At 57.2% G+C, this 20,067-nt stretch carries 19 protein-coding genes; 15 read left to right on the top strand and 4 right to left on the bottom strand.

Annotation, left to right across the window (positions count from 1 at the left end):
• The first annotated feature begins 21 nt into the window (after positions 1-21).
• The 10 genes from ACMGGR_RS19150 (at position 22) to ACMGGR_RS19105 (ending at position 13,959) form a co-directional block, all read left to right on the top strand.
• Positions 22-1,182 (top strand): glycosyltransferase family 4 protein, encoded by a 1,161-nt coding sequence (locus ACMGGR_RS19150; protein ID WP_414147621.1) that lies wholly within the window; start codon positions 22-24, stop codon positions 1,180-1,182.
• On the top strand, positions 1,182-3,038 hold the full coding sequence (locus ACMGGR_RS19145) for an ABC transporter ATP-binding protein (RefSeq protein ID WP_414147620.1): 1,857 nt from the start codon (positions 1,182-1,184) through the stop codon (positions 3,036-3,038). Before ACMGGR_RS19150 ends, ACMGGR_RS19145 begins: the two co-directional genes overlap by 1 nt.
• Complete coding sequence (locus ACMGGR_RS19140) at positions 2,998-5,271, top strand: phosphotransferase family protein (RefSeq protein ID WP_414147619.1); 2,274 nt, start codon at positions 2,998-3,000, stop codon at positions 5,269-5,271. Before ACMGGR_RS19145 ends, ACMGGR_RS19140 begins: the two co-directional genes overlap by 41 nt.
• A complete protein-coding gene (locus tag ACMGGR_RS19135; RefSeq protein WP_414147618.1) occupies positions 5,271-6,542 on the top strand; it encodes an alginate export family protein in 1,272 nt (423 codons plus the stop codon). Before ACMGGR_RS19140 ends, ACMGGR_RS19135 begins: the two co-directional genes overlap by 1 nt.
• A 160-nt stretch (positions 6,543-6,702) precedes the next feature.
• On the top strand, positions 6,703-6,903 hold the full coding sequence (locus tag ACMGGR_RS19130) for a DUF2065 domain-containing protein (RefSeq protein ID WP_246760822.1): 201 nt from the start codon (positions 6,703-6,705) through the stop codon (positions 6,901-6,903).
• A 131-nt stretch (positions 6,904-7,034) separates the two neighbouring features.
• Positions 7,035-8,333, top strand: a complete 1,299-nt coding sequence (locus ACMGGR_RS19125; RefSeq protein ID WP_414148999.1) for an adenylosuccinate synthase — start codon at positions 7,035-7,037, stop codon at positions 8,331-8,333.
• Positions 8,334-8,516: 183 nt separating this feature from the next.
• The gene (gene nsrR / locus ACMGGR_RS19120; protein WP_246760823.1) at positions 8,517-8,960 is read left to right on the top strand and encodes a nitric oxide-sensing transcriptional repressor NsrR; all 444 of its coding nucleotides are present in this window, start codon (positions 8,517-8,519) and stop codon (positions 8,958-8,960) included.
• 19 nt (positions 8,961-8,979) lie between these two features.
• Positions 8,980-11,436 carry a ribonuclease R gene (gene rnr / locus ACMGGR_RS19115; RefSeq protein ID WP_246760824.1) on the top strand — a complete coding sequence of 819 codons (2,457 nt, stop codon included), beginning with the start codon at positions 8,980-8,982 and terminating at the stop codon, positions 11,434-11,436.
• 68 nt (positions 11,437-11,504) lie between these two features.
• A complete protein-coding gene (gene rlmB / locus ACMGGR_RS19110) occupies positions 11,505-12,239 on the top strand; it encodes a 23S rRNA (guanosine(2251)-2'-O)-methyltransferase RlmB (RefSeq protein WP_414147617.1) in 735 nt (244 codons plus the stop codon).
• Positions 12,240-12,342: 103 nt separating this feature from the next.
• Entirely contained in the window at positions 12,343-13,959 is a 1,617-nt protein-coding gene (locus ACMGGR_RS19105) for an isovaleryl-CoA dehydrogenase (protein WP_246760826.1), read from the top strand.
• On the opposite strand, the gene bsmA is transcribed toward ACMGGR_RS19105, so the two are convergent.
• Together bsmA and ACMGGR_RS19095 are read right to left on the bottom strand one after the other, a co-directional pair.
• On the bottom strand, positions 13,933-14,256 hold the full coding sequence (gene bsmA, locus ACMGGR_RS19100) for a biofilm peroxide resistance protein BsmA (RefSeq protein ID WP_246760827.1): 324 nt from the start codon (positions 14,254-14,256) through the stop codon (positions 13,933-13,935). The genes ACMGGR_RS19105 and bsmA overlap by 27 nt on opposite strands.
• Before the next feature lie 48 nt (positions 14,257-14,304).
• Positions 14,305-16,239: a methyl-accepting chemotaxis protein gene (locus tag ACMGGR_RS19095; protein WP_414147616.1), complete on the bottom strand. Its 1,935-nt coding sequence runs from the start codon at positions 16,237-16,239 to the stop codon at positions 14,305-14,307.
• 175 nt (positions 16,240-16,414) lie between these two features.
• Between ACMGGR_RS19095 and yjfP the strand changes: the two genes are divergently transcribed.
• Positions 16,415-17,164 carry an esterase gene (gene yjfP, locus ACMGGR_RS19090; protein ID WP_414148998.1) on the top strand — a complete coding sequence of 250 codons (750 nt, stop codon included), beginning with the start codon at positions 16,415-16,417 and terminating at the stop codon, positions 17,162-17,164.
• Positions 17,165-17,188: 24 nt separating this feature from the next.
• Here yjfP and ACMGGR_RS19085 read toward each other — a convergent pair whose 3' ends face one another.
• The gene (locus tag ACMGGR_RS19085) at positions 17,189-17,404 is read right to left on the bottom strand and encodes a hypothetical protein (protein ID WP_414147615.1); all 216 of its coding nucleotides are present in this window, start codon (positions 17,402-17,404) and stop codon (positions 17,189-17,191) included.
• A gap of 351 nt (positions 17,405-17,755) precedes the next feature.
• Here ACMGGR_RS19085 and rpsF point away from each other — a divergent pair, with 351 nt between their 5' ends.
• The 4 genes from rpsF to rplI are packed head-to-tail and all read left to right on the top strand — an operon-like array spanning position 17,756 to position 19,198.
• A complete protein-coding gene (rpsF, locus tag ACMGGR_RS19080; RefSeq protein ID WP_125290324.1) occupies positions 17,756-18,151 on the top strand; it encodes a 30S ribosomal protein S6 in 396 nt (131 codons plus the stop codon).
• Between the two features lie 6 nt (positions 18,152-18,157).
• Complete coding sequence (gene priB / locus ACMGGR_RS19075; RefSeq protein WP_125290423.1) at positions 18,158-18,475, top strand: primosomal replication protein N; 318 nt, start codon at positions 18,158-18,160, stop codon at positions 18,473-18,475.
• A gap of 4 nt (positions 18,476-18,479) precedes the next feature.
• Positions 18,480-18,707 (top strand): 30S ribosomal protein S18, encoded by a 228-nt coding sequence (gene rpsR / locus ACMGGR_RS19070; protein ID WP_000135199.1) that lies wholly within the window; start codon positions 18,480-18,482, stop codon positions 18,705-18,707.
• 38 nt (positions 18,708-18,745) lie between these two features.
• On the top strand, positions 18,746-19,198 hold the full coding sequence (gene rplI / locus ACMGGR_RS19065) for a 50S ribosomal protein L9 (RefSeq protein ID WP_246760831.1): 453 nt from the start codon (positions 18,746-18,748) through the stop codon (positions 19,196-19,198).
• 57 nt (positions 19,199-19,255) lie between these two features.
• Here the strand turns inward: rplI and ACMGGR_RS19060 are convergent, their stop codons facing one another.
• A complete protein-coding gene (locus ACMGGR_RS19060) occupies positions 19,256-19,786 on the bottom strand; it encodes a LysM-like peptidoglycan-binding domain-containing protein (RefSeq protein WP_414147614.1) in 531 nt (176 codons plus the stop codon).
• Positions 19,787-20,067 lie beyond the last annotated feature (281 nt).

Raw genomic sequence — 20,067 nt, 5'->3', positions numbered from 1 at the left:
CTGTAAAAAAGGATTTTACCCATGCGAATTGCCTATATCTGTGCCGACGCCGGCATTCCTGTTTTTGGCTGTAAAGGGGCATCGGTGCATGTTCAGGAGATCTTGCGCGCCTTCCTGAGGAAGGGCGCGGAGATCGTTTTGTTTGCCAGGAGGATCGGCACGCCGCCAGCGGATCTGCGGGCGATCCCTGTAGTGCAGCTCGATCCGCTACCGGCGGGTGATGCGCAGGTCAGGTCGGCAGCCGCGCTGGCCGCTAACCTACAGCTGGAGAACGCCTTAAAGGCAGAAGGCCCGTTCGATCTGGTGTACGAGCGTTATTCGCTGTGGAGTTTTGCAGGCATAACGTACGCCTGTCAGCGGGGCTGGCGTACCGTGCTGGAGGTCAACGCGCCGCTGATTGAGGAGCAGCGCAAATATCGCAAGCTGGTGGCAGAAGAAGCGGCGGTAAAAGTGCTGCAAAACCTGCTTGCCAGCGCGGCGGCGGTCATCGCCGTTTCCCCGGGCGTCAAACGCTATCTTAGCGGTTTTACTTCCTCACCCGAACGGATCCATATCATTGCAAATGGCGTCGATCCACGGCGTTTCGCCAGCGCATCCGCGCATCCGCAGGTTCATGCAGATACCACCGTGATTGGCTTTCTCGGCACGTTAAAACCCTGGCACGGTCTGGAGCATTTATTAACCGCTTTCGCGCTACTACAGGCGCAGCGCCCGCAAACCAGCCTGCTGATTATTGGCGACGGCCCGGAACGCAAGCTGTTGCAGGATGAGGCCATGCGGCTGGGTCTGAACAACGTGGTGTTTACCGGAGCCGTGAGTCCGACAAGGGTTGCTGAGTGGCTGGCCAGAACGGATATTGCCGTCGCGCCTTATCCCCGGCTGGAGCAGTTTTATTTCTCGCCGTTAAAAATTTATGAGTATATGGCCGCAGCGCTGCCGGTCGTCACCACGCGCGTGGGCCATCTTGCCGACGTTGTAGCGGATGGACACACCGGTATGCTGGCAGCGCCGGACGATCCTGAAGCTTTGTGCGAAGCCTTACTCACGCTGGTAGACGATCCGGTTATGCGCCAGCGGCTGGGCAAAAATGCCCGTCGCTACGTTATGCACAACCACAGCTGGGACAGCGTGGCGGAAGAGATCCTGCGCATCGTCGATCTGTCGAACGGGAGCATGCCGTAATGCGCCTGTCGTGGCTGCGGGTCGCTTCCCGTTTCGCTCCGTGGATCCGCCAGCAGCGTGGCCTGATTATTCGCTCGCTGCTCTGCCTGCTGATGGCGACCGGCACGCGCCTGCTTGAGCCGTGGCCGCTGGCGTTTATCATCGATGATCTGCTGACGCAGCATAATATTCCGGTCGAAGGCAGGCTCAATGACCTGGTGGCGTCTGCTGGGGTGGCGAATCTCCTGCTGCTGTGTGCCGTCAGCGTTATCCTCATTGCGGCAGCCAAAGCCGGCCTTAGCTATTGCAGTACAGTCGGCCTGGCTATTGCCGGTAGCCGCATCATCAGTGAGCTGCGTCAGGCGCTGTTTCGCCATCTGCAAACGCTGTCGCCAGCTTTTCACCAGCGGGCGAAAACGGGCGACCTGACCACCAGGCTGATTAACGATATCGGCATGCTGCGCGAAGCGATTATCACGGCGATGGTGCCCATGCTGGCAAACATCCTGATTTTGACCGGCATGTTCAGCATGATGCTCTATATCAACTGGAGAATGACGCTGCTGTCGCTGATGTTAATGCCGCTACTGCTGCTGAGCACGGGCCGCACCAGCAGCAGAGTGCATACGGTCAGCCGCGACCAGCGCAAGCGGGAAGGCGCGCTGGCGGCCAGCGCGTCAGAGTTTCTGGGGGCGATAGGCGTGGTACAGGCGCTGTCGCTGGAGCCGGTGGCGATCAAAAGCTTCGCCAGCGACGACGGGCAAAGCCTGCAGCAGAACGTCAAATCTCGCCGTCTACTGGCCGCGCTGGAGTGCAAGGTCGATCTGATTATCGCGACCGCCACCGCTTTCGTACTTTACTACGGCGCGAGCGAGGTATTGAAAAACCGGATGTCGCCAGGCGATCTGCTGATCTTTGTTTCCTACCTGAAAAATTCTTTTCGGCCCGTGCGCGAATACGCCAAATACGCCGGGCGGCTTTCCAAAGCGCTGGCGGCGGGGGAGCGCGTCACCGTGCTGATGGACGTCAGGCCGGAGATTACCGATAGCCCTGATGCGCTGACGCTAAGCCATCTCCGTGGCGAAGTCTGCTTTGACAACGTCTGTTTTGACTATCCGCAGCGGCAGGGGGCGGAGAGGCAGACGCTGCATCACGTCAGCTTTCGCCTGGCCGCTGGCGAGTCGCTGGCGATTGTGGGGCCTTCCGGTACGGGTAAATCGACGCTGCTTAGCCTGCTGCTGCGCCTGTACGATCCGCTCGCGGGACGCATCATGCTGGACGGCCACGATCTGCGCCGCTGTAAGATTAAAAGCGTGCGGCAAAATATCAGCTATGTCCCCCAGGACAGTCTCCTGTTTGGCCTGAGCGTACGTGAAAACATTGCGCTGGCGGCGCTGGAAGAGGTTACCGACGAGCAGGTTTATAAGGCCGCAAAGCAGGCGCTGGCGCATGACTTTATTATGCAGCTGCCGCAAGGCTACGACACGGTTCTGAGCGAAAGGGGCCATTCGCTTTCCGGCGGGCAGCGTCAGCGTATTGCCGTCGCCCGCGCCGCTATCAGGCAAAGCCCGCTGCTGCTGCTGGACGAGCCGGGCACCGGGCTGGACAGCGAAAGCGAGCACCTGCTGATGGCTGCGCTGACGCAGCTGATGCGCCAGCGCACCACGCTTATCGTTACCCACAATCTCTCTTTTGCCGCGCGGGCGCAGCGGATCCTCTTTATGGAAAAGGGGGAAATTGTGGAACAGGGAACGCACGACGTGCTGCTGGCAAAAAAAGGACGCTATGCCGGGCTGTGGGCAATACAGCAGGCGAGCCACAACAAGGAAGAAAGCAATGTTACAGGATCTGGACAGAGAGCTTGCCTGCAAGGATAGCGTTTTACCGGGGCTTGCCGCGCTGCTTGATAGCAAACTCTTACTCGCTCGCCTGCGCAGTTTGCCGCAGTTTGCCGGGCTGCGGACATTAACCATTGATTATCTGCGCTATAAGCCTGCGACCAGCTGTGTCGCCACGCTGGTGTTGCAGATGGCTGATGGCAACAGGTGCTACCTTTGCGCCAAGGCATTGAGCACCGAGCGCTTTCCTCTTTCATGGCAGCATCCCAAACGACAGCGGCTGGTCATACGGCAAGATCCGTTCGCGCCGGTAGCGCTGCACGAGCTGGCGATAATCCTTAGCTACCCGCAGCATGACCGGGAGCTTCCTCATCTCTGGTTGCTGAACGCTACGCCGGAACGCGATGCGCTGTTGCGACGCTGGCTGCCTGAAACAGGCGAAGCGGCGCTCGACATTAAAATACTGCGCTACAAGCCCGAGCGTCGCCTGCTGGCGCTGCTGAGCCGCAACGGCCAGCCCTTTGCCACGCTGCGGTTTGCCAGCGCCGGGCGCTATGAGGCGATGCTGGCCGGAAACCAGCTGGGGCAGGCGCTTGGGGAAATCAGCCTGCTGGCAGCGTTGCCGGACTACCGGCTGCTTATCACCCGCTGGATTGAGGGTAAGACGCTTTGTCCCGAGCAGGGCGGTGAGCTATCTGAGCGAGACGTTTTGCAAATGGGACGCAGGCTGGCAAGCGTACATTCCCGACCAGCGTTGATTCCTGCCACGGCCAGCAGCGGCATTGCAGAAGCCCTACGAGTTTTCAATACGCTGCGCGCCGTAGCGCCGCAGCAGGAAGCGCTGTTTATTTCGCTGCTGAAGACGCTGGAAAACAGACTGGCAAATAACGTTTTCACCGCTACGCCGATCCACGGTGATTTTACGCTCGACCAGGTCGTCAGGCGGACAGTAGACGGACAGCTCCGGCTTATTGACTGGGACAGGGCCAGGACAGGTAATCCTGCTGTCGACCTGGCTACCTTTCAGGCCAGGCTGGAGCTGCAGGCTATAGAAAAGACCCTGAGCCAGCCTCAGGCCAGCGCCGCCGTTGCCGCACTGCATGCGGGTTATCGCCAGCAGCGTGGGGATTTACCGCCTTGCCTTGCTGCACAGGTCGCGCTGGCGCTTATGCAGCTTGCCGTTGAGCCGTTCCGCAAGCGTGCCGGAAACTGGGCGCAACAGCTTGCGGCGCTGCTCTGGCGCGTTGAACAGCTGTTAACGGAAGAGGCCAGGCAAGCGGCACGGCCAGACGTTGCGCTGTTACCCCTGCTGGATAAAACGCGGATAGCGGAGCCGCTGAGGCAGGTGTTGGGGCTGCCGCCTTCCGCTGTGCTGGCGTCGGCAACGATTTTAGCCTGCAAGCCAGGCCGTCGTGCCGTGCTCGAATACCGTTGGGATACCGCGCAGGGCGAGCTAACCACCATTGGTAAATATCGGCATAAAGGATTTAACCCTCACTGCTTTACCGTTCAGCAGGCGCTCTGGCGTGACGGCTTTAACGGCACCGGCGAGCTTATCGTGCCGCAGCCGCTGGCGGCGCTGGCCGAAGAAAAACTCTGGCTACAGCAAAGGGTGGCAGGCAAGCGCATGACGGATTGCCTGACAGCTGACGGCGGCAGGCTGGCAGAAACGGGTTACCTGGCTGGCAGAGCGTTAGTAAAGCTACAGCATAGCCTGAGCGCCCGGCAGGCCGTAGCAGGCAAAACATGGACGATAGCCAACGAGCTGGCAATGCTGCGGCAGCGGCTGGCGCAGGCAGCGGCGGCGCGTCCGGCCTGGGCCACAAGGATCAACAATGTCGGTAAAGGTTGTGAACGGCTGGCAGGCTCGTTCAGCGAAGCGACCAGCCTGTTTCTTCATCGGGATTTTTATCCGGCCCAGCTGCTGCTCGTCGAGGGAAATCCAGCCCGGCTGGCGGTACTGGATTTCGACCTGGCCGCCGCAGGGCCGGCTGCGCTGGATGCTGGAAACTACGTGGCGCACGTTCGCGAGCAGGCGCTACGCAGCTACGGCGATGAAAAAGCCCTGATCCTACATGAAGATGCCTTCCTTACGGTCTGGCTGGCGGATGCAGAAGTTGGTGACATTGCCAATATCAGCCTGTTTACCACGCTGGCGCTGGCACGCCATATCGCTATCAGCCTGCTTTTCCCTGAGCGACACCACACGACTGAAGCGTTGATTACCTTATGCGAAGCGCGGTTAGCGTTATTGGCAAGAGGAGCGCGTTGATGAGCTGGCGTTGCTTTTCTCTTTTTCCTTTTTTGCTGCTCTGCTTTTCATCCGTCCTGGCTGCGGATAAAGACGCGCCGATAAAATTCCACTGGCGCGCTATCTATGAGGCGAAGGAGGTAAAAAACAACAGGCTCAGGTATGGCGATGACCGCAACAATAAAATTGAGCTGGAACCCACGCTGCGGCTCAACGCGCGCGGTTTTCAGGGCGCACCGGTTTCCTTTTTTAGCGAGCTGGAGTTTATTCAGAAAAGAAAGCGGCAAACGGCCAGCCAGGCCACTACCGCCAATACGCTTAACTTTAACCAGGCCTGGCTGCGCTTTGATGAGTCGCTTATTCCTGACGTCGACCTTCGCCTGGGGCGCTGGCTGCTGCGCGACGAGCGGGAATGGCTGATTGATGAAAACGTGGACGGGGTATACGCGCGCTTTGGCGACAGGCTGAAAACCGAAGCAGGCGCAGGGCGCGTCAATTACTGGCAGCGTGACCTGCTGGACAGCGGCACGCGCGGGGATAAAACCAATTTTCTGCTGCTGTTTTCACGCTATAAAATACAGCAGCACTGGCGCGTGGGCGGCTATGCGTTCTGGCAGCGCAACCGGGCAGCGGCAAGTGACAGGCAGCTGAATATGGGGCTGCGTTCATACTCGCCGCCCCGACAGCGGCTGAGCCACTGGCTGGATATCAGCGCGGTACGCGGGCAAAGCGAGAAACAGTCCCTGCGAGGTTATGCGCTGGACGGCGGCGCTACCCTGACCTTTACGGCGCTACCGCTACAGCCACGGCTGACGCTGGGCTATGCCTGGGGAAGCGGGGATGACGGCAGTGAACATATCTCCAGACGCTATCGCCAGACGGGGCTACAAGGGAATGAAGCCCTGTTCGGCGGCGATACCAGATATAAAATTTATGGCGAAACGCTCGATCCTGAGTTAAGCAATATCCATATTTTTACTGCCGGAACGGGCATCCAGCTGGCCAGCAACGTCTCGCTGGACGTTGTTTATCACTTTTACCGTCAGGATCGGCTGGCCGCGCTGGTAAAAAACAGTACTGGCTTAGATGCTAAATACGATCGCATGACGACGAAAAAGCTCGGTTCGGCGCTGGATGTGGTTGCGGGCTGGCGGCCTGCTCAAAACCTGAAGCTGGAAGCCAGCGCCGCCTGGTTTGCGCCTTCTTCTCGTTTTTATAACGGTTCTAAACGCCATAGCCCTCGTGCCAGCAGCGCCAGCTCGTGGTGGCTGAAGGCGGAGGTCCGTTTCTAGGCGAGGGTGGCCATGCCGCTGGCGTGCCCAGCGATGCATATTAATGGCGTTTTAAGGTGATTATCTGCCTGACAGGCTCTGAACATGAATTCTTTCATTTTCCGAACCAAACCGATAAAAAGCCGTGGCATACTACGGCTCTTTTTTCCGGACGGTCTTTATGAACGCAACTATTTGGCTGGCGCTGGCGCTGGTGCTTATTTTAGAAGGGATTGGCCCGATGCTGCTGCCGCGTATCTGGCGGCGGATGATCCTCACGATGGCCCAGGTGCCCGACAGGCTGCTGCGCCGTTTTGGCGGCGGGCTGGTGGTAGCTGGCGTGGTAATCTGGTACATGGTCAGCGTCCACGGCGGCGGGTAACGCGGTGCAAATGCGCCCGTCGCGGCCAGAGGGCGCGTCGGGCAAAAAAGTACGCAAACGTGTGCTAAAAGAGCTGAAAGACGTGTTTTACGATGGTAGAATCCATTTTTAAGCAATCGGTGATTTTGAAAATGGGTAAGAACGTCGTCGTACTGGGCACCCAATGGGGTGACGAAGGTAAAGGAAAGATTGTTGATCTGCTGACCGAACGTGCGAAATACGTGGTTCGCTATCAGGGCGGTCACAACGCCGGCCACACGCTGGTCATCAACGGTGAAAAAACCGTCCTCCACTTAATTCCCTCTGGCATCCTGCGTGAAAATGTGACCAGCATCATCGGCAACGGTGTGGTGCTTTCTCCTGCTGCGCTGATGAAAGAGATGAAAGGTCTGGAAGATCGCGGCTTTCCGGTACGCGACCGCCTGTTTATCTCCGAAGCCTGCCCGCTGATCCTGGAGTATCACGTAGCGCTGGACGTGGCGCGCGAAAAAGCGCGTGGCGCCAAAGCTATCGGGACCACCGGTCGCGGTATCGGCCCGGCTTACGAAGACAAAGTTGCCCGTCGCGGTTTGCGCGTTGGCGACCTGTTCAATAAAGAAACCTTTGCTACCAAGCTGAAAGAAGTCATGGAATACCATAACTTCCAGCTGGTGAACTTCTATAAAGAAGAAGCGGTCGACTACGACAAAGTGCTGAGCGATATCATGGCCGTTGCCGATATCCTGACCGGCATGGTAGTAGACGTTTCTGAACTGCTGGACGGCGCGCGTAAGAAAGGCGAGCTGATCATGTTCGAAGGCGCGCAGGGCACGCTGCTGGATATCGATCACGGTACCTATCCGTACGTGACCTCTTCTAACACCACCGCAGGCGGCGTGGCGACAGGTTCCGGTATCGGTCCTCGCTATGTTGATTACGTGCTGGGCATTGTTAAAGCCTACTCAACCCGCGTTGGCGCAGGCCCATTCCCGACCGAGCTGTTTGACGAAACCGGCGAGTTCCTGTGCAAACAAGGTAACGAGTTTGGCGCAACCACCGGCCGTCGCCGTCGTACCGGCTGGCTGGATGCGGTTGCCGTACGCCGCGCGGTGCAGATTAACTCGCTCTCCGGCTTCTGCATGACCAAGCTGGACGTGCTGGATGGCCTGAAAGAGGTTAAAATCTGCGTGGCTTACCGCATGCCGGATGGCCGCGAAATGACCACGACGCCGCTGGCCGCTGAAGGCTGGGAAGGCATCGAGCCAATTTATGAGACCCTGCCGGGCTGGTCCGAGACCACTTTTGGCGTGAAAACGCTGGACGGACTGCCGCAGGCGGCGCGCGACTACATCAAGCGCGTAGAAGAAGTAACGGGCGTGCCGGTGGATATTATCTCTACCGGACCTGACCGTAGCGAAACGATGATCCTGCGTGACCCATTTGACGCATAAGATAGTAAGGCCGGGCATCTGCCCGGCCTGATCCTTTCTCCCGCTTTCTCGTCCCGTCTTCTCTTTATCAGCGCTTACTGAAATAAAATGGCCTCGAACGCGAAGGCTGGTTTATCATCATTTACAACACACTCATTTTGAGCGGATTGCTGGCGTTTTTAGCGCCATGCCGTTGAGGTAACCGTGCAGCTAACGAGTTTTACTGATTATGGTTTACGCGCGCTAATTTTTATGGCCGCTCTGCCCGCGGGCAGAATGACCAGCATTACGGAAGTCACCGAGGCTTACGGCGTATCGCGTAACCATATGGTTAAAATTATCAATCAGCTTAGCCGGGCAGGCTATATTGCCGCGGTACGCGGAAAAAACGGCGGTATCCGTCTCGGTAAACCGGCCCGCGAGATCGTCATTGGCCAGGTTGTTCGCGATATGGAACCGCTGCAGCTGGTGAACTGTCACAGTGATTTTTGCCACATAACGCCAGCCTGCCGCCTGAAAACCGCGCTGCACGAGGCCGTGCAAAGTTTTCTGGCCGTGCTGGACGGCTACACGCTGGCTGATTTGGTTGCCGACAACCATCCGCTCTACCAATTGCTGCAGATTGAACACCCTTCAGTCCGCAGCTGATGACAACGGAGGAACCGCTATGTCAAAAGATCCTTTTAAGGAACGGGAAGCTGAGAAATATGAGAATCCTATTCCCAGCCGCGAATTTATCCTGGCGCACTTAGATAAGCGCGAAAAACCGGCCAGCCGCGAAGAGCTGGCAGCCGAGCTGTCTATCTCTGGCGAAGAGCAGACCGAGGCGCTGCGTCGTCGCCTGCGCGCCATGGAGCGCGACGGTCAGTTAGTCTTTACTCGCCGCCAGTGCTATGCGCTACCGGAACGTCTGGACCTGCTGCGCGGCAAAGTTATCGGCCATCGCGATGGCTTTGGCTTTCTGCGCGCCGAAGGCAGCAAAGACGATCTTTATCTCTCTGCCGAGCAGATGAAAATGTGCATGCACGGCGACGTGATCCTGGCCCAGGCGATGGGCGCGGACCGCAAAGGCCGTCGTGAAGCGCGTGTAGTTCGCGTGCTTGAGCCACGTAATAATCAGATTGTTGGCCGTTACTTCACCGAGGCTGGCGTTGGCTTCGTGGTGCCGGACGATAGCCGCCTGAGCTTTGATATCCTGATCCCACCAGAAGAATTAATGAACGCCCGCATGGGCTTCGTGGTGGTGGTGGAGCTGACGCAGCGTCCGACACGCCGCAGCAAAGCGGTCGGTAAGGTTGTAGAAGTGCTGGGCGACAACATGGGCACCGGCATGGCCGTAGAAATGGCTCTGCGCACGCACGATATTCCACACGTCTGGCCGGAAGCGCTGGAACGCCAGATTGCCAAACTGAAAGAAGAAGTGCCTGAAGAGGCCAAAGTGGGCCGTGTCGATCTGCGCGATCTGCCGCTGGTAACGATTGACGGTGAAGACGCCCGCGACTTTGACGATGCCGTTTTCTGTGAAAGAAAGCGCGGCGGCGGCTGGCGTTTATGGGTAGCGATTGCTGACGTGAGCTACTACGTGCGTCCGGGCACGCCGCTGGATGACGAAGCCGTCAATCGCGGGACGTCCGTTTACTTCCCGTCGCAGGTTGTCCCTATGCTGCCGGAAGTTCTGTCGAACGGCCTTTGCTCGCTGAACCCTCAGGTGGATCGCCTGTGTATGGTATGCGAGATGACCATCTCCGCAACGGGCAAGCTCACCGGCTATAAACACTATGAAGCGGTGATGAACTCCTGGGCGCGCCTGACCTATAACAAGGTCTGGAGCATCCTGCAGGGTAATCAGGAACTGCGCGAGCAGTACCAGCCGCTGGTAAAAGATCTGGAAGAGCTGCATCGCATGTATCTGGTGCTGGAAAAATCTCGCGAGCAGCGCGGCGGCATCTCTTTCGAAACGGACGAGGCAAAGTTTGTCTTTAATGCCGACCGCCGCATTGAACGGGTAGAGCAGGTCACGCGTAACGATGCGCATAAACTTATCGAAGAGTGCATGATCCTGGCGAACATCGCTTCCGCGCGCTTTGTAGAGAAAAACCATGAGCCGGCACTGTTCCGCGACCACGATCGTCCGACGGAAGAGAGCATCAAGAGCTTCCGCTCGGTGCTCAACGAGCTGGGCCTGACGCTGGGCGGCGGCGCGAAACCGCATCCGCTGGACTATGCCGAGCTGCTGACGCAGATCTCGTCGCGTCCGGATGCCGAAATGCTGCAAACCATGCTGCTGCGCTCAATGAAGCAGGCGGTTTACGATCCGGAAAACCGTGGTCACTTCGGCCTGGCGCTGGCTTCCTATGCGCACTTTACCTCGCCGATCCGCCGCTATCCCGATCTGCTGCTGCATCGCGCCATCAAATATCTGCTGGCGAAAGAAAATAACACGCTGCAAGGCAACACCACGCCAACCGGCGGCTACCACTATGAAATGCAGCAGATGCTGCAGTTTGGCCAGCACTGTTCCATGACCGAACGTCGTGCGGACGAAGCGACGCGTGACGTTGCCGACTGGCTGAAGTGCGACTTTATGCAGGATCAGGTGGGCGAAACCTTTACCGGCGTTATTTCCAGCGTTACCGGCTTCGGTTTCTTTGTTCGTCTCAACGATCTGTTTATTGATGGCCTGGTACACGTCTCCACGCTGGATAACGACTACTACCGCTTTGATGCCATCGGCCAGCGCCTGATTGGCGAATCGGGTGGAAAAACCTATCGCCTTGGCGACACGGTCGAAGTACGCGTGGACGCGGTACACATGGACGAGCGCAAAATCGACTTCGCCCTGATCTCCAGCGCGCGTAAACCGCGTGGCGAAGGTAAAACCGAACGCGACCGGGCTAAAAAACCGGCTGCCCAGCACAGCGGCAAGCGTCGTCGTGACCAGGGCAAAAAGGTAAATTTTGAGCCGGACAGTGCCTTCCGTAGCGGTAAAGGCAAAACGGCTCCTGCCGAAGCAGGCGCGAAAAGCGAGAAAAAACCGCGCAAGCAGTCGGATAAAACCCGTAAAATCGCCGCCGCAGCCCGTTCCAAACGCGCGTCGAAGAAAAACGATACCGCCGCATCCTGAAGGCGGCCAGAAGCACAACCTCGCCGCATCCCGGATGCGGCACGCAACGACCAATTGAGTAACAGTGAATGAGTGAAATAGTTTTTGGACTCCACGCCGTACAGGCGCTGCTCGACAGCGATCCGCAACGCTTTCAGGAAGTTTTTATCCTTAAAGGCCGTGACGATCGTCGCCTGCAGCCGGTAGTGAAAGCGCTGGAAGCCCAGGGCATCGTGATCCAGATGGCCAGCCGTCAGTGGCTCGATAGCCAGGTAGAAGGCGGCGTCCATCAGGGCATCGTGGCGCGCGTTAAGGCGGGCCGCCAGTATCAGGAAAACGATCTGCCCGACCTGCTGGAAAAGCTGGAAACGCCTTTCCTGCTGATTCTGGACGGCGTCACCGATCCGCATAACCTGGGTGCCTGCCTGCGCAGCGCCGATGCGGCTGGCGTGCATGCGGTAATCGTGCCGAAAGATCGCTCGGCACAGCTTAACGCCACGGCGAAAAAAGTTGCCAGCGGCGCAGCGGAAAACGTGCCGCTAATTCGCGTCACCAACCTGGCGCGCACCATGCGTATGCTGCAGGAAGCGAACGTGTGGATTGTCGGCACGGCGGGCGAAGCGGATCACCATCTCTATCAGAGCAAAATGACCGGCCCGATGGCGCTGGTAATGGGTGCTGAAGGTGAGGGCATGCGCCGTCTGACGCGCGAACACTGCGATGAACTGATCAGCATTCCGATGGCGGGCAGCGTTTCTTCGCTGAACGTCTCGGTCGCTACCGGTATCTGCCTGTTTGAAGCCGTGCGCCAGCGCGGTAAATAATCTTTCCGGGGCGTGAGCTGCGCCCCGAAATTTTCCTCTGCCGCTCGCCTGCCGCGTTCTCTTTTGCATACTCAATGGGTGTGTTAACGAGAAGGACGCCGGAATGAACAAAACCCACACCGTTTTTAATCAGCCTCGTCCGCTGACCAACAGCAATCTTTTTCTTTCCGATACGCCGCTGCGCGAAGCCGTGATGCGCGAAGGGGCCGGATGGGACCACGATCTGCTGGCCTCGGTGGGACAACAGCTGGGCAGCGCCGAATCGCTGGAGTTGGGCCGCCTTGCCAACAGTTTTCCGCCCGAGCTGCTGCGTTACGATCCCTGCGGCGAGCGGCTGGACGATCTGCGCTTCCATCCGGCCTGGCATTTGCTGATGCAGGGATTGTGCAGCAACCGTGTCCATAACCTTGCGTGGCAGGACGATGCGCCTCCGGCTGCTTTCGTCGCACGCGCGGCGCGTTTTATGCTGCATGCGCAGGTAGAAGCCGGCACGCTTTGCCCGATAACCATGACCTTTGGCGCCGTGCCGTTGCTGAAAGCGCAGCTGCCCGCGATGTTTCGTGACTGGCTAACGCCTTTACTTTCCGATCGCTACGATGCGCACTTACAGCCGGGCGCGCAAAAACGTGGGTTGCTTATCGGCATGGGCATGACCGAAAAACAGGGCGGCACCGATGTGCTGAGCAACACCACGCGCGCCGAAGCCATGGGCAACGGCGATTATCGCCTGACCGGGCATAAGTGGTTTTTCTCGGTGCCGCAGAGCGATGCGCATCTGGTGCTGGCGCAGGCCAAAGGCGGACTTTCCTGCTTTTTTCTGCCGCGTCTGCTACCGGACGGCAGCCGAAACGCGGTCAGCCTCGAACGCCTGAAAGAGAAGCTGGGCAACCGCTCGAACGCCAGCAGCGAAGCGGAATTTTCTGCCGCCAGCGCCTGGCTGATTGGTGAAGAAGGCCAGGGCGTAAAACAGATTTTGCAAATGGGCGGCTATACGCGTTTTGACTGCGCGCTGGCCAGCCATGCGATGATGCGGCGCGCCTTCTCCGTTGCGCTTTACCATGCGCATCAGCGTCAGGTGCAGGGCAAAAGCCTGCTAGAGCAACCGCTGATGCGTCAGCAGCTTTGTACGCAGGCTCTGGTGCTGGAAGGGCAAACGGCAATGCTGCTACGGCTTGCCAGAGCCTGGTCGACAACAGGCAACACGGCGGAAAAAATCTTCAGCAGGCTGTTTACGCCTGCGGCAAAATATAGCGTTTGCAAACGAGGTATCGGCTTCGTGGCGGAGGCAATGGAGATCCTGGGCGGCATTGGCTACTGCGAAGAGAGCGAGCTGCCAAGGCTTTACCGGGAAATGCCGGTGAACAGTATCTGGGAAGGAGCGGGAAACGTAATGTGCCTGGACGTGCTGCGCGTGCTGACGAGGCAACCTGCGGCGCTGGAGCTGCTGGCTGGCGAGTTTGAGGCGGTAAAAGGGCAAAACCGGTACTTTGACAGTAGCTGGCGGCAGTTACGGCTGCTGTTGCGGCAACCACAGGAAGCGCGGGCGCACGACTTGTGCGACAGGCTGTTTAACCTCGCGTGCGGCGTGCAGGTAATGACGCATCTGGAACCCTGCGTGGCCGATGCCTGGTGTCGGCAAATGCTCGATCCACGCGGGTTTGTTTCACTGCCGGAAAAAGTTTGCCAGCGTCTGCTACTGCGTGCCAGCGGCGGAAGCTGAAGGGCCATACAGGATAGCCGTAGAGTACCAGCGTCCCGGCATGACGGTTTCGCTAACCATCTGCACAACGTAAAACTTCGCGCCGGCCGCATTAGCTTTAGCGGCAATAGCGCGTTCAGCATCGTCCGGCGAACCGCGAACGGACACGCTGACCGTGCCCAGCCGCGTTAACGTCATACTTTGCGCCCGGGTAATTTCCTGCGCCTGAGCCTGCACCGGTGGCGGCGGCTCGGGCCGGGTTGCAAACAGGCTACAGCCAGACAGCAGCAGAACAACAAGCAGAGATAGCCAACGCATAAAGGTTCCTCCTCACAGATAACCTCAAGTGTAAGCTATCCCGCTGTTTTATGATCTTACCTGGAAAACCTGCACCAGATCCGTCAGATGGTGCCCTTTGCGGCTCAGCTCGTGGGCGGTCAGTTCCGACGTGGCGACCAGCTCCGTGCTTTCATGCGTCGCCTGGCCAATCTGGTTCATGGCAATGTTAACCTGGCCGATCCCGGCAGACTGCTCTTTTGAGGCGACGTTGATTTCGCTCATCAGCACTTTCACCTGCTCAATCCGGCCAACGATATCTTCCATCGACTGACGCGTCTGTTCAGAGAGGTCATGCCCCTGAACAACTTTGCTCAGCGAGTTTTCAATCAGCCCATCAATCTCTTTGGCCGCCGTAGCGCTACGCTGCGCCAGCGCGCGAACTTCTGCAGCGACGACGGCAAAACCTTTACCATGTTCGCCCGCGCGTGCGGCTTCAACCGCCGCGTTAAGCGCCAGGATATTGGTCTGGAAAGCAATGGATTCAATCACGTGGGTGATATCGGCAATGCTTTGTGAGGCGCTCTTGATATCGGTCATGGTCAGCACCGAACGCGATACCGTTTCGCCGCCTTTGCCCACCGCCGTGGCGGCTTCGCCTACCAGCGTCAGCGCCTGAGAAACGTTCGCGGCGTTTTGCGATACGGTGGCGCTCAGCTGCTCCATGCTGGCGGAGGTTTCTTCCACGCTGGCCGCCTGGCGAGTAATCTGCTCGCTGATATTTTCACTGCTGGAGGCGATAGCGTCGGTGCCGCTGCTGATCTCCTGAGCCGCTTCACGCACCTGGGAAACGATGCGGTTGAGGCCATCGCCGATACCGTTAATGGCCACGATAAGCTGGCCTACCTCGTCATGGCGTTTAGTCTCCAGCGTCGACTGTAGGTTACCGGCCGCATAGTGGCGAGCCAGATCGATGACCTGCTGTAGCGGCACGCTGACCCAGCGATGAGTCGTGGTTACAAAGCCCAGCGCAAACAGCGTTACTAACGCAGCGCCTAAAGTCAGAAACAGGTTACGGGTATGCTCAATCGGCGCCAGCAGGCTGGATTTGTTCACCTCGCCCAGAATCACCCAGTGCCAGTCCGGCAGATGATGCCAGGTCATAAACTGCGTTTCGCCGCTGGCGTCCTGAACCTGGATAGTGCCGGAAGCCTGATTCAACAGCTGCTGGCGAGTGGCTTCAGACCACAGTGGCAGCTGGCCTTCGCGTTCCGGGTGGAACACATACTGGCCACGGTTTTTGCCTTCGGTATCGTTCAGCACGGAGAAATGCCCGCTGGCACCCAGCGTTTTCGACAGCACTTTTTCACGGATTAGCGCGTACTGTTTTGTAATGTCGACGCCGACAAACAGAATCGCGACGACCTGACCGCTGGCATCTTTCATCGGCTGATACTGCGTGATATAGCGCTTGCCGAACAGCATCGCTACGCCCTGGAAAATCTGGCCTTGCTGTGCCAGCTTCCAGGCCGGGCTGCTGCGATCCAGGCGCGTACCGATAGCGCGGTCGCCATTTTCTTTGCGCAGCGAGGTAGAGACGCGCAGAAAGTCATCGCCCGTACGCACGAAAATGGTAGAAATCGCGCCGGTACGCGCCAGGAAATCGTCAACCAGCGTGGCGTCCAGGTTCAACGTTTTCAGTCCCGCACGCAGCACTGGAGCCTGCTCTGTGCCAACGGTAATAAATTGACCTTGCTCGATAGAAAACTGCTTGGGTAAAAAGCTTTGAAACAGCGCGGTATAGTTGGCGACTTCTTCGCGCAGCGTGCTGTTAAACATGGTGGCCATATCGCCAATGCCGTCGACCTGGTTCTCCATATTCTCCAGGGTTAGCGCCTGCATTTGATTTGACGCGCTGTGGGTGAGCGCCAGCGTTAAGACTAAGAAAAGCGCGGCGACGCTGAGAGAAGTGATCACCGACAGCTTAACGCCAAGGCTCCAACGGCCAAAAGCGAAGTTTTTCATAAGATAACCTGTTAGATAAGGGGAGGGCTTATAACGGTTAACGGCCAGCATAAGAAAATATTTAGTGACGAATTCCGCACGCAGGTCAAAGAGATGAGCCATAAACTCAAATAACAGCATTATTGGCTGGCTATTTGTTTTTATAACCTGTAGCGCAACGCCTTAAGGAGGAATGATGATTGAAGTCAGTACGGAAATTTTTGCTAATATTGAGTGCCTGCACGCGACGCCAGCCGGAAAAAGGGATGAGCCTTTACCGACCATTCTTTTTTATCACGGCTTTACCTCCTCAAAAGAGGTTTATAGCTATTTTGGCGTGGCGCTGGCGCAGGCAGGCTTTCGGGTGATTTTACCCGATGCCGCTATGCACGGTTCGCGTTATAGCGGCGATACGGAAACCCGGCTGGGCGCTTTCTGGGACATTTTGAAAAGCAATATTGATGAATTGCCGCTGCTGGAGGCCGCGCTGCGCCAGCAGAATTTAGTGGCATCCGGCCGTCTTGCCGTGGCGGGCGCGTCGATGGGCGGCATGACGGCGCTGGGCGCAATGGCTCGCTATTCGCACTTAGCCAGCGTCGCCTGCCTGATGGGGTCCGGCTACTTTATGTCGCTTTCCCATACGCTTTTTCCACCGCTGGTCGTCACCACGCCCGAACAGAAAAAAACGTTTGCAGCCAGAATGGCGCCGCTGGCGGAATATGACGTCAGTCAGCAGCTGGAAAAGCTGGCCGACAGGCCGTTATTGGTCTGGCATGGCGAAGCGGACGAGGTCGTGCCTGCGGCAGAAAGTGTCCGGCTGGAAAAAGCGCTGAGAGAAGCGAAGCTCGACGCCAGACTGACGTTTTTAACGGAGAAAGGCATCGGGCATCGCATTACGCCACCGGCACTTGAGGCGGTCGCGGCGTTTTTTCAACATCATCTCTAGTCCTTCGATTACGGTTTATCTGCTTTACAGCTGCTGCGCCAGTCTCTGGGCGGCAGTGGTGGCTACAAAAGGCTTCTCAACCGACTGGCCTGTGGGTGATTCGATACGATTAATATAAACGTAGCTGTTCGCCGCTTTGCTGGTATGGCTTTTCATCTGCTGCACGCAGCCAGGGTTGCTGGCAAGGGCGGGAGTGGAAAGTACGAGTCCGAGTAAGGTAGCGATTGCGATGGTTTTCATGGTTCAACTCCACAATCAGGTCATCAATCTGACGCCGGGCGTCAGGGTCTTGTCACAACTTTTCAATTGTAGCGCCATTCGGCATAAAGTGTATTAGTAATTCTTGCTTTTTACCGTCACGCTTGTTTGCGTAAATGTTGTACTAACGTGAGGGTTTTTTTCACTGCCGATGCCTGAGGTCAGCCAGGCTGACAAATAATTTACCTCCACGCGCGACTTTACCTTGAGTTTCCCCCCGCCGTCAGTATGATTACGCGTCAATTTTTCAGCCGCACACAAACACGTTCCTTGCTTCCATGGGCCACGGTTGACCCTGACAGGAGGCTGAATAATCCGTAAGGAGCAAATTCGATGCGTCATTACGAAATCGTTTTTATGGTTCATCCTGACCAAAGCGAACAGGTTCCTGGCATGATCGAACGTTACTCTGCCACCATCACTGGTGCAGAAGGTACGATCCACCGCCTGGAAGACTGGGGCCGTCGTCAGCTGGCTTATCCGATCAACAAACTGCACAAAGCTCACTACGTTCTGCTGAACGTTGAAGCGCCGCAGGAAGCGATCGATGAGCTGGAAACTAACTTCCGCTTCAACGACGCCGTTATCCGCAGCATGGTTATGCGCGTTAAGCACGCGGTAACTGAAGCTTCTCCGATGGTTAAAGCGAAAGACGAGCGCCGTGAGCGTCGTGAAGATTTTGCTAACGAAACCTCTGATGAAGCAGATGCTGGGGATTCTGAAGAGTAATTGACCGTGGAGGCTAATCGACTGACGCTGTCTGGCACCGTGTGCAAGACGCCGATGCGTAAGGTAAGCCCCTCAGGTATTCCACACTGCCAGTTCGTGCTTGAGCACCGATCGATGCAGGTGGAGGCCGGTTTTACCCGGCAGGCCTGGTGTCGGATGCCGGTGATTATCAGCGGCAAAGCCCATCAGGCCATTACTCAAAGTATAACGGTCGGCACGCCGGTTACCGTTTCAGGCTTCATTAGCAGCCATCAAGGGCGCAATGGACTGAACAAAACGGTACTGCATGCCGAGCAGATTGAATTGATAGATTCTGGAGACTAGCCAAATGGCACGTTATTTCCGTCGTCGCAAGTTCTGCCGTTTCACCGCGGAAGGCGTTCAAGAGATCGATTATAAAGATATCGCAACGCTGAAAAACTACATTACTGAAAGCGGTAAGATTGTACCAAGCCGTATCACTGGTACTCGCGCTAAATACCAGCGTCAGCTGGCTCGTGCTATCAAGCGCGCGCGTTACCTGTCTCTGCTGCCGTATACCGATCGTCATCAGTAACGGCTGTTGTCAATTAACGACTTTAAGAGGATAAGGTAATGCAAGTTATTCTGCTTGATAAAGTAGCAAACCTGGGCAGCCTGGGCGATCAGGTAAACGTTAAAGCGGGCTACGCTCGTAACTTCCTGGTACCACAGGGCAAAGCTGTTCCTGCTACCAAGAAAAACGTTGAGTTCTTCGAAACGCGTCGTGCAGAGCTGGAAGCCAAACTGGCTGACGTTCTGTCCGCTGCTAACGCTCGCGCTGAGAAAATCAACGCACTGGGCACCGTTACCATCGCGTCTAAAGCAGGCGACGAAGGTAAACTGTTCGGTTCCATCGGTACTCGCGACATCGCTGACGCTGTAACTGCAGCTGGCGTTGAAGTGGCCAAGAGCGAAGTTCGCCTGCCGAACGGCGTTCTGCGCACCACCGGTGAGCACGAAGTGGACTTCCAGGTTCACAGCGAAGTATTCGCTAAAGTAACTGTAAACGTGGTAGCTGAAGCTTAATCGCTTCGCTACTGCCTGAAAACGCCGGCCCTGTGCCGGCGTTTTTGTTTTTGCAGATTACTGGATCCGCAGAAAAGAGCCATCCGGCTGACGAGTAAACAGAATTTCCCCTCCCTCTGTCGTAACGGCCAGACCGGTGACAACACCGTGCGAGTTCTGGCGGATACGTACCGCCTGACCAGCCTGTAAGTTACTCAGTGGCTTATCGTTTCCTTCCACGCGAGCCATCGCGAACACATCATTCACCGGCAGATTTTGGTCGCGGAACAGCTGCGCCAGCGTTTGCCCGGCTGCAATCTGGTAGTTAAGCCACGCGCCCTGTGAATCTCCTTTTACCGGCGCTGCCTTGTTGGCAGGCTCAAGTTCGGCCTGCAGCGGCACATCCGTCGTCGTTCGCTCCACGTTGGCCGGCTGCGGCGACTGCTGTGGTGAAGGCGACGGCCAGAGAAAGGCCAGTAAAACCAGCGCCCCGGCAATGATAATGCCACGACGATGGAAGGGCGGTAGCGGATCCATCCAGCGTGCTGAGTCAGCCAGCTGCCAGAGCTGGTGCCAGCGCGATGGTGAAGTCGCTTTGGATTTGGACATGGCATCGTCCTCCTTGCGCGATCCTCGCGCGAATGAAAAATACCGCTTAAAAAAAGCCGAAAGCGGCCGGCGTTTCCTTCGTCTGCGGGCAATATGGCCCATGTTGACCTCTACTGAAATATAGCTGATAGCGCGCGTTCCGTCCGGCCTGTATGCCATTAATGGAACAGCGATATTGTTTCCTTTTCACGCCGAAATGTCACCTGAAGAAGATGGTGTTTTACCCTCGTAGCCTGCGCTGTTATGCTTCGTCCTCAGTTTTATTACTCGTAAAGGAAAAT

This window comes from Erwinia sp. BNK-24-b (assembly GCF_047456155.1).
GTDB lineage: Bacteria > Pseudomonadota > Gammaproteobacteria > Enterobacterales > Enterobacteriaceae > Erwinia > Erwinia phyllosphaerae.
The sequence above is the reverse complement of the archived record's forward strand: the minus strand, read 5'-3'. Positions and strand labels throughout refer to the sequence as shown.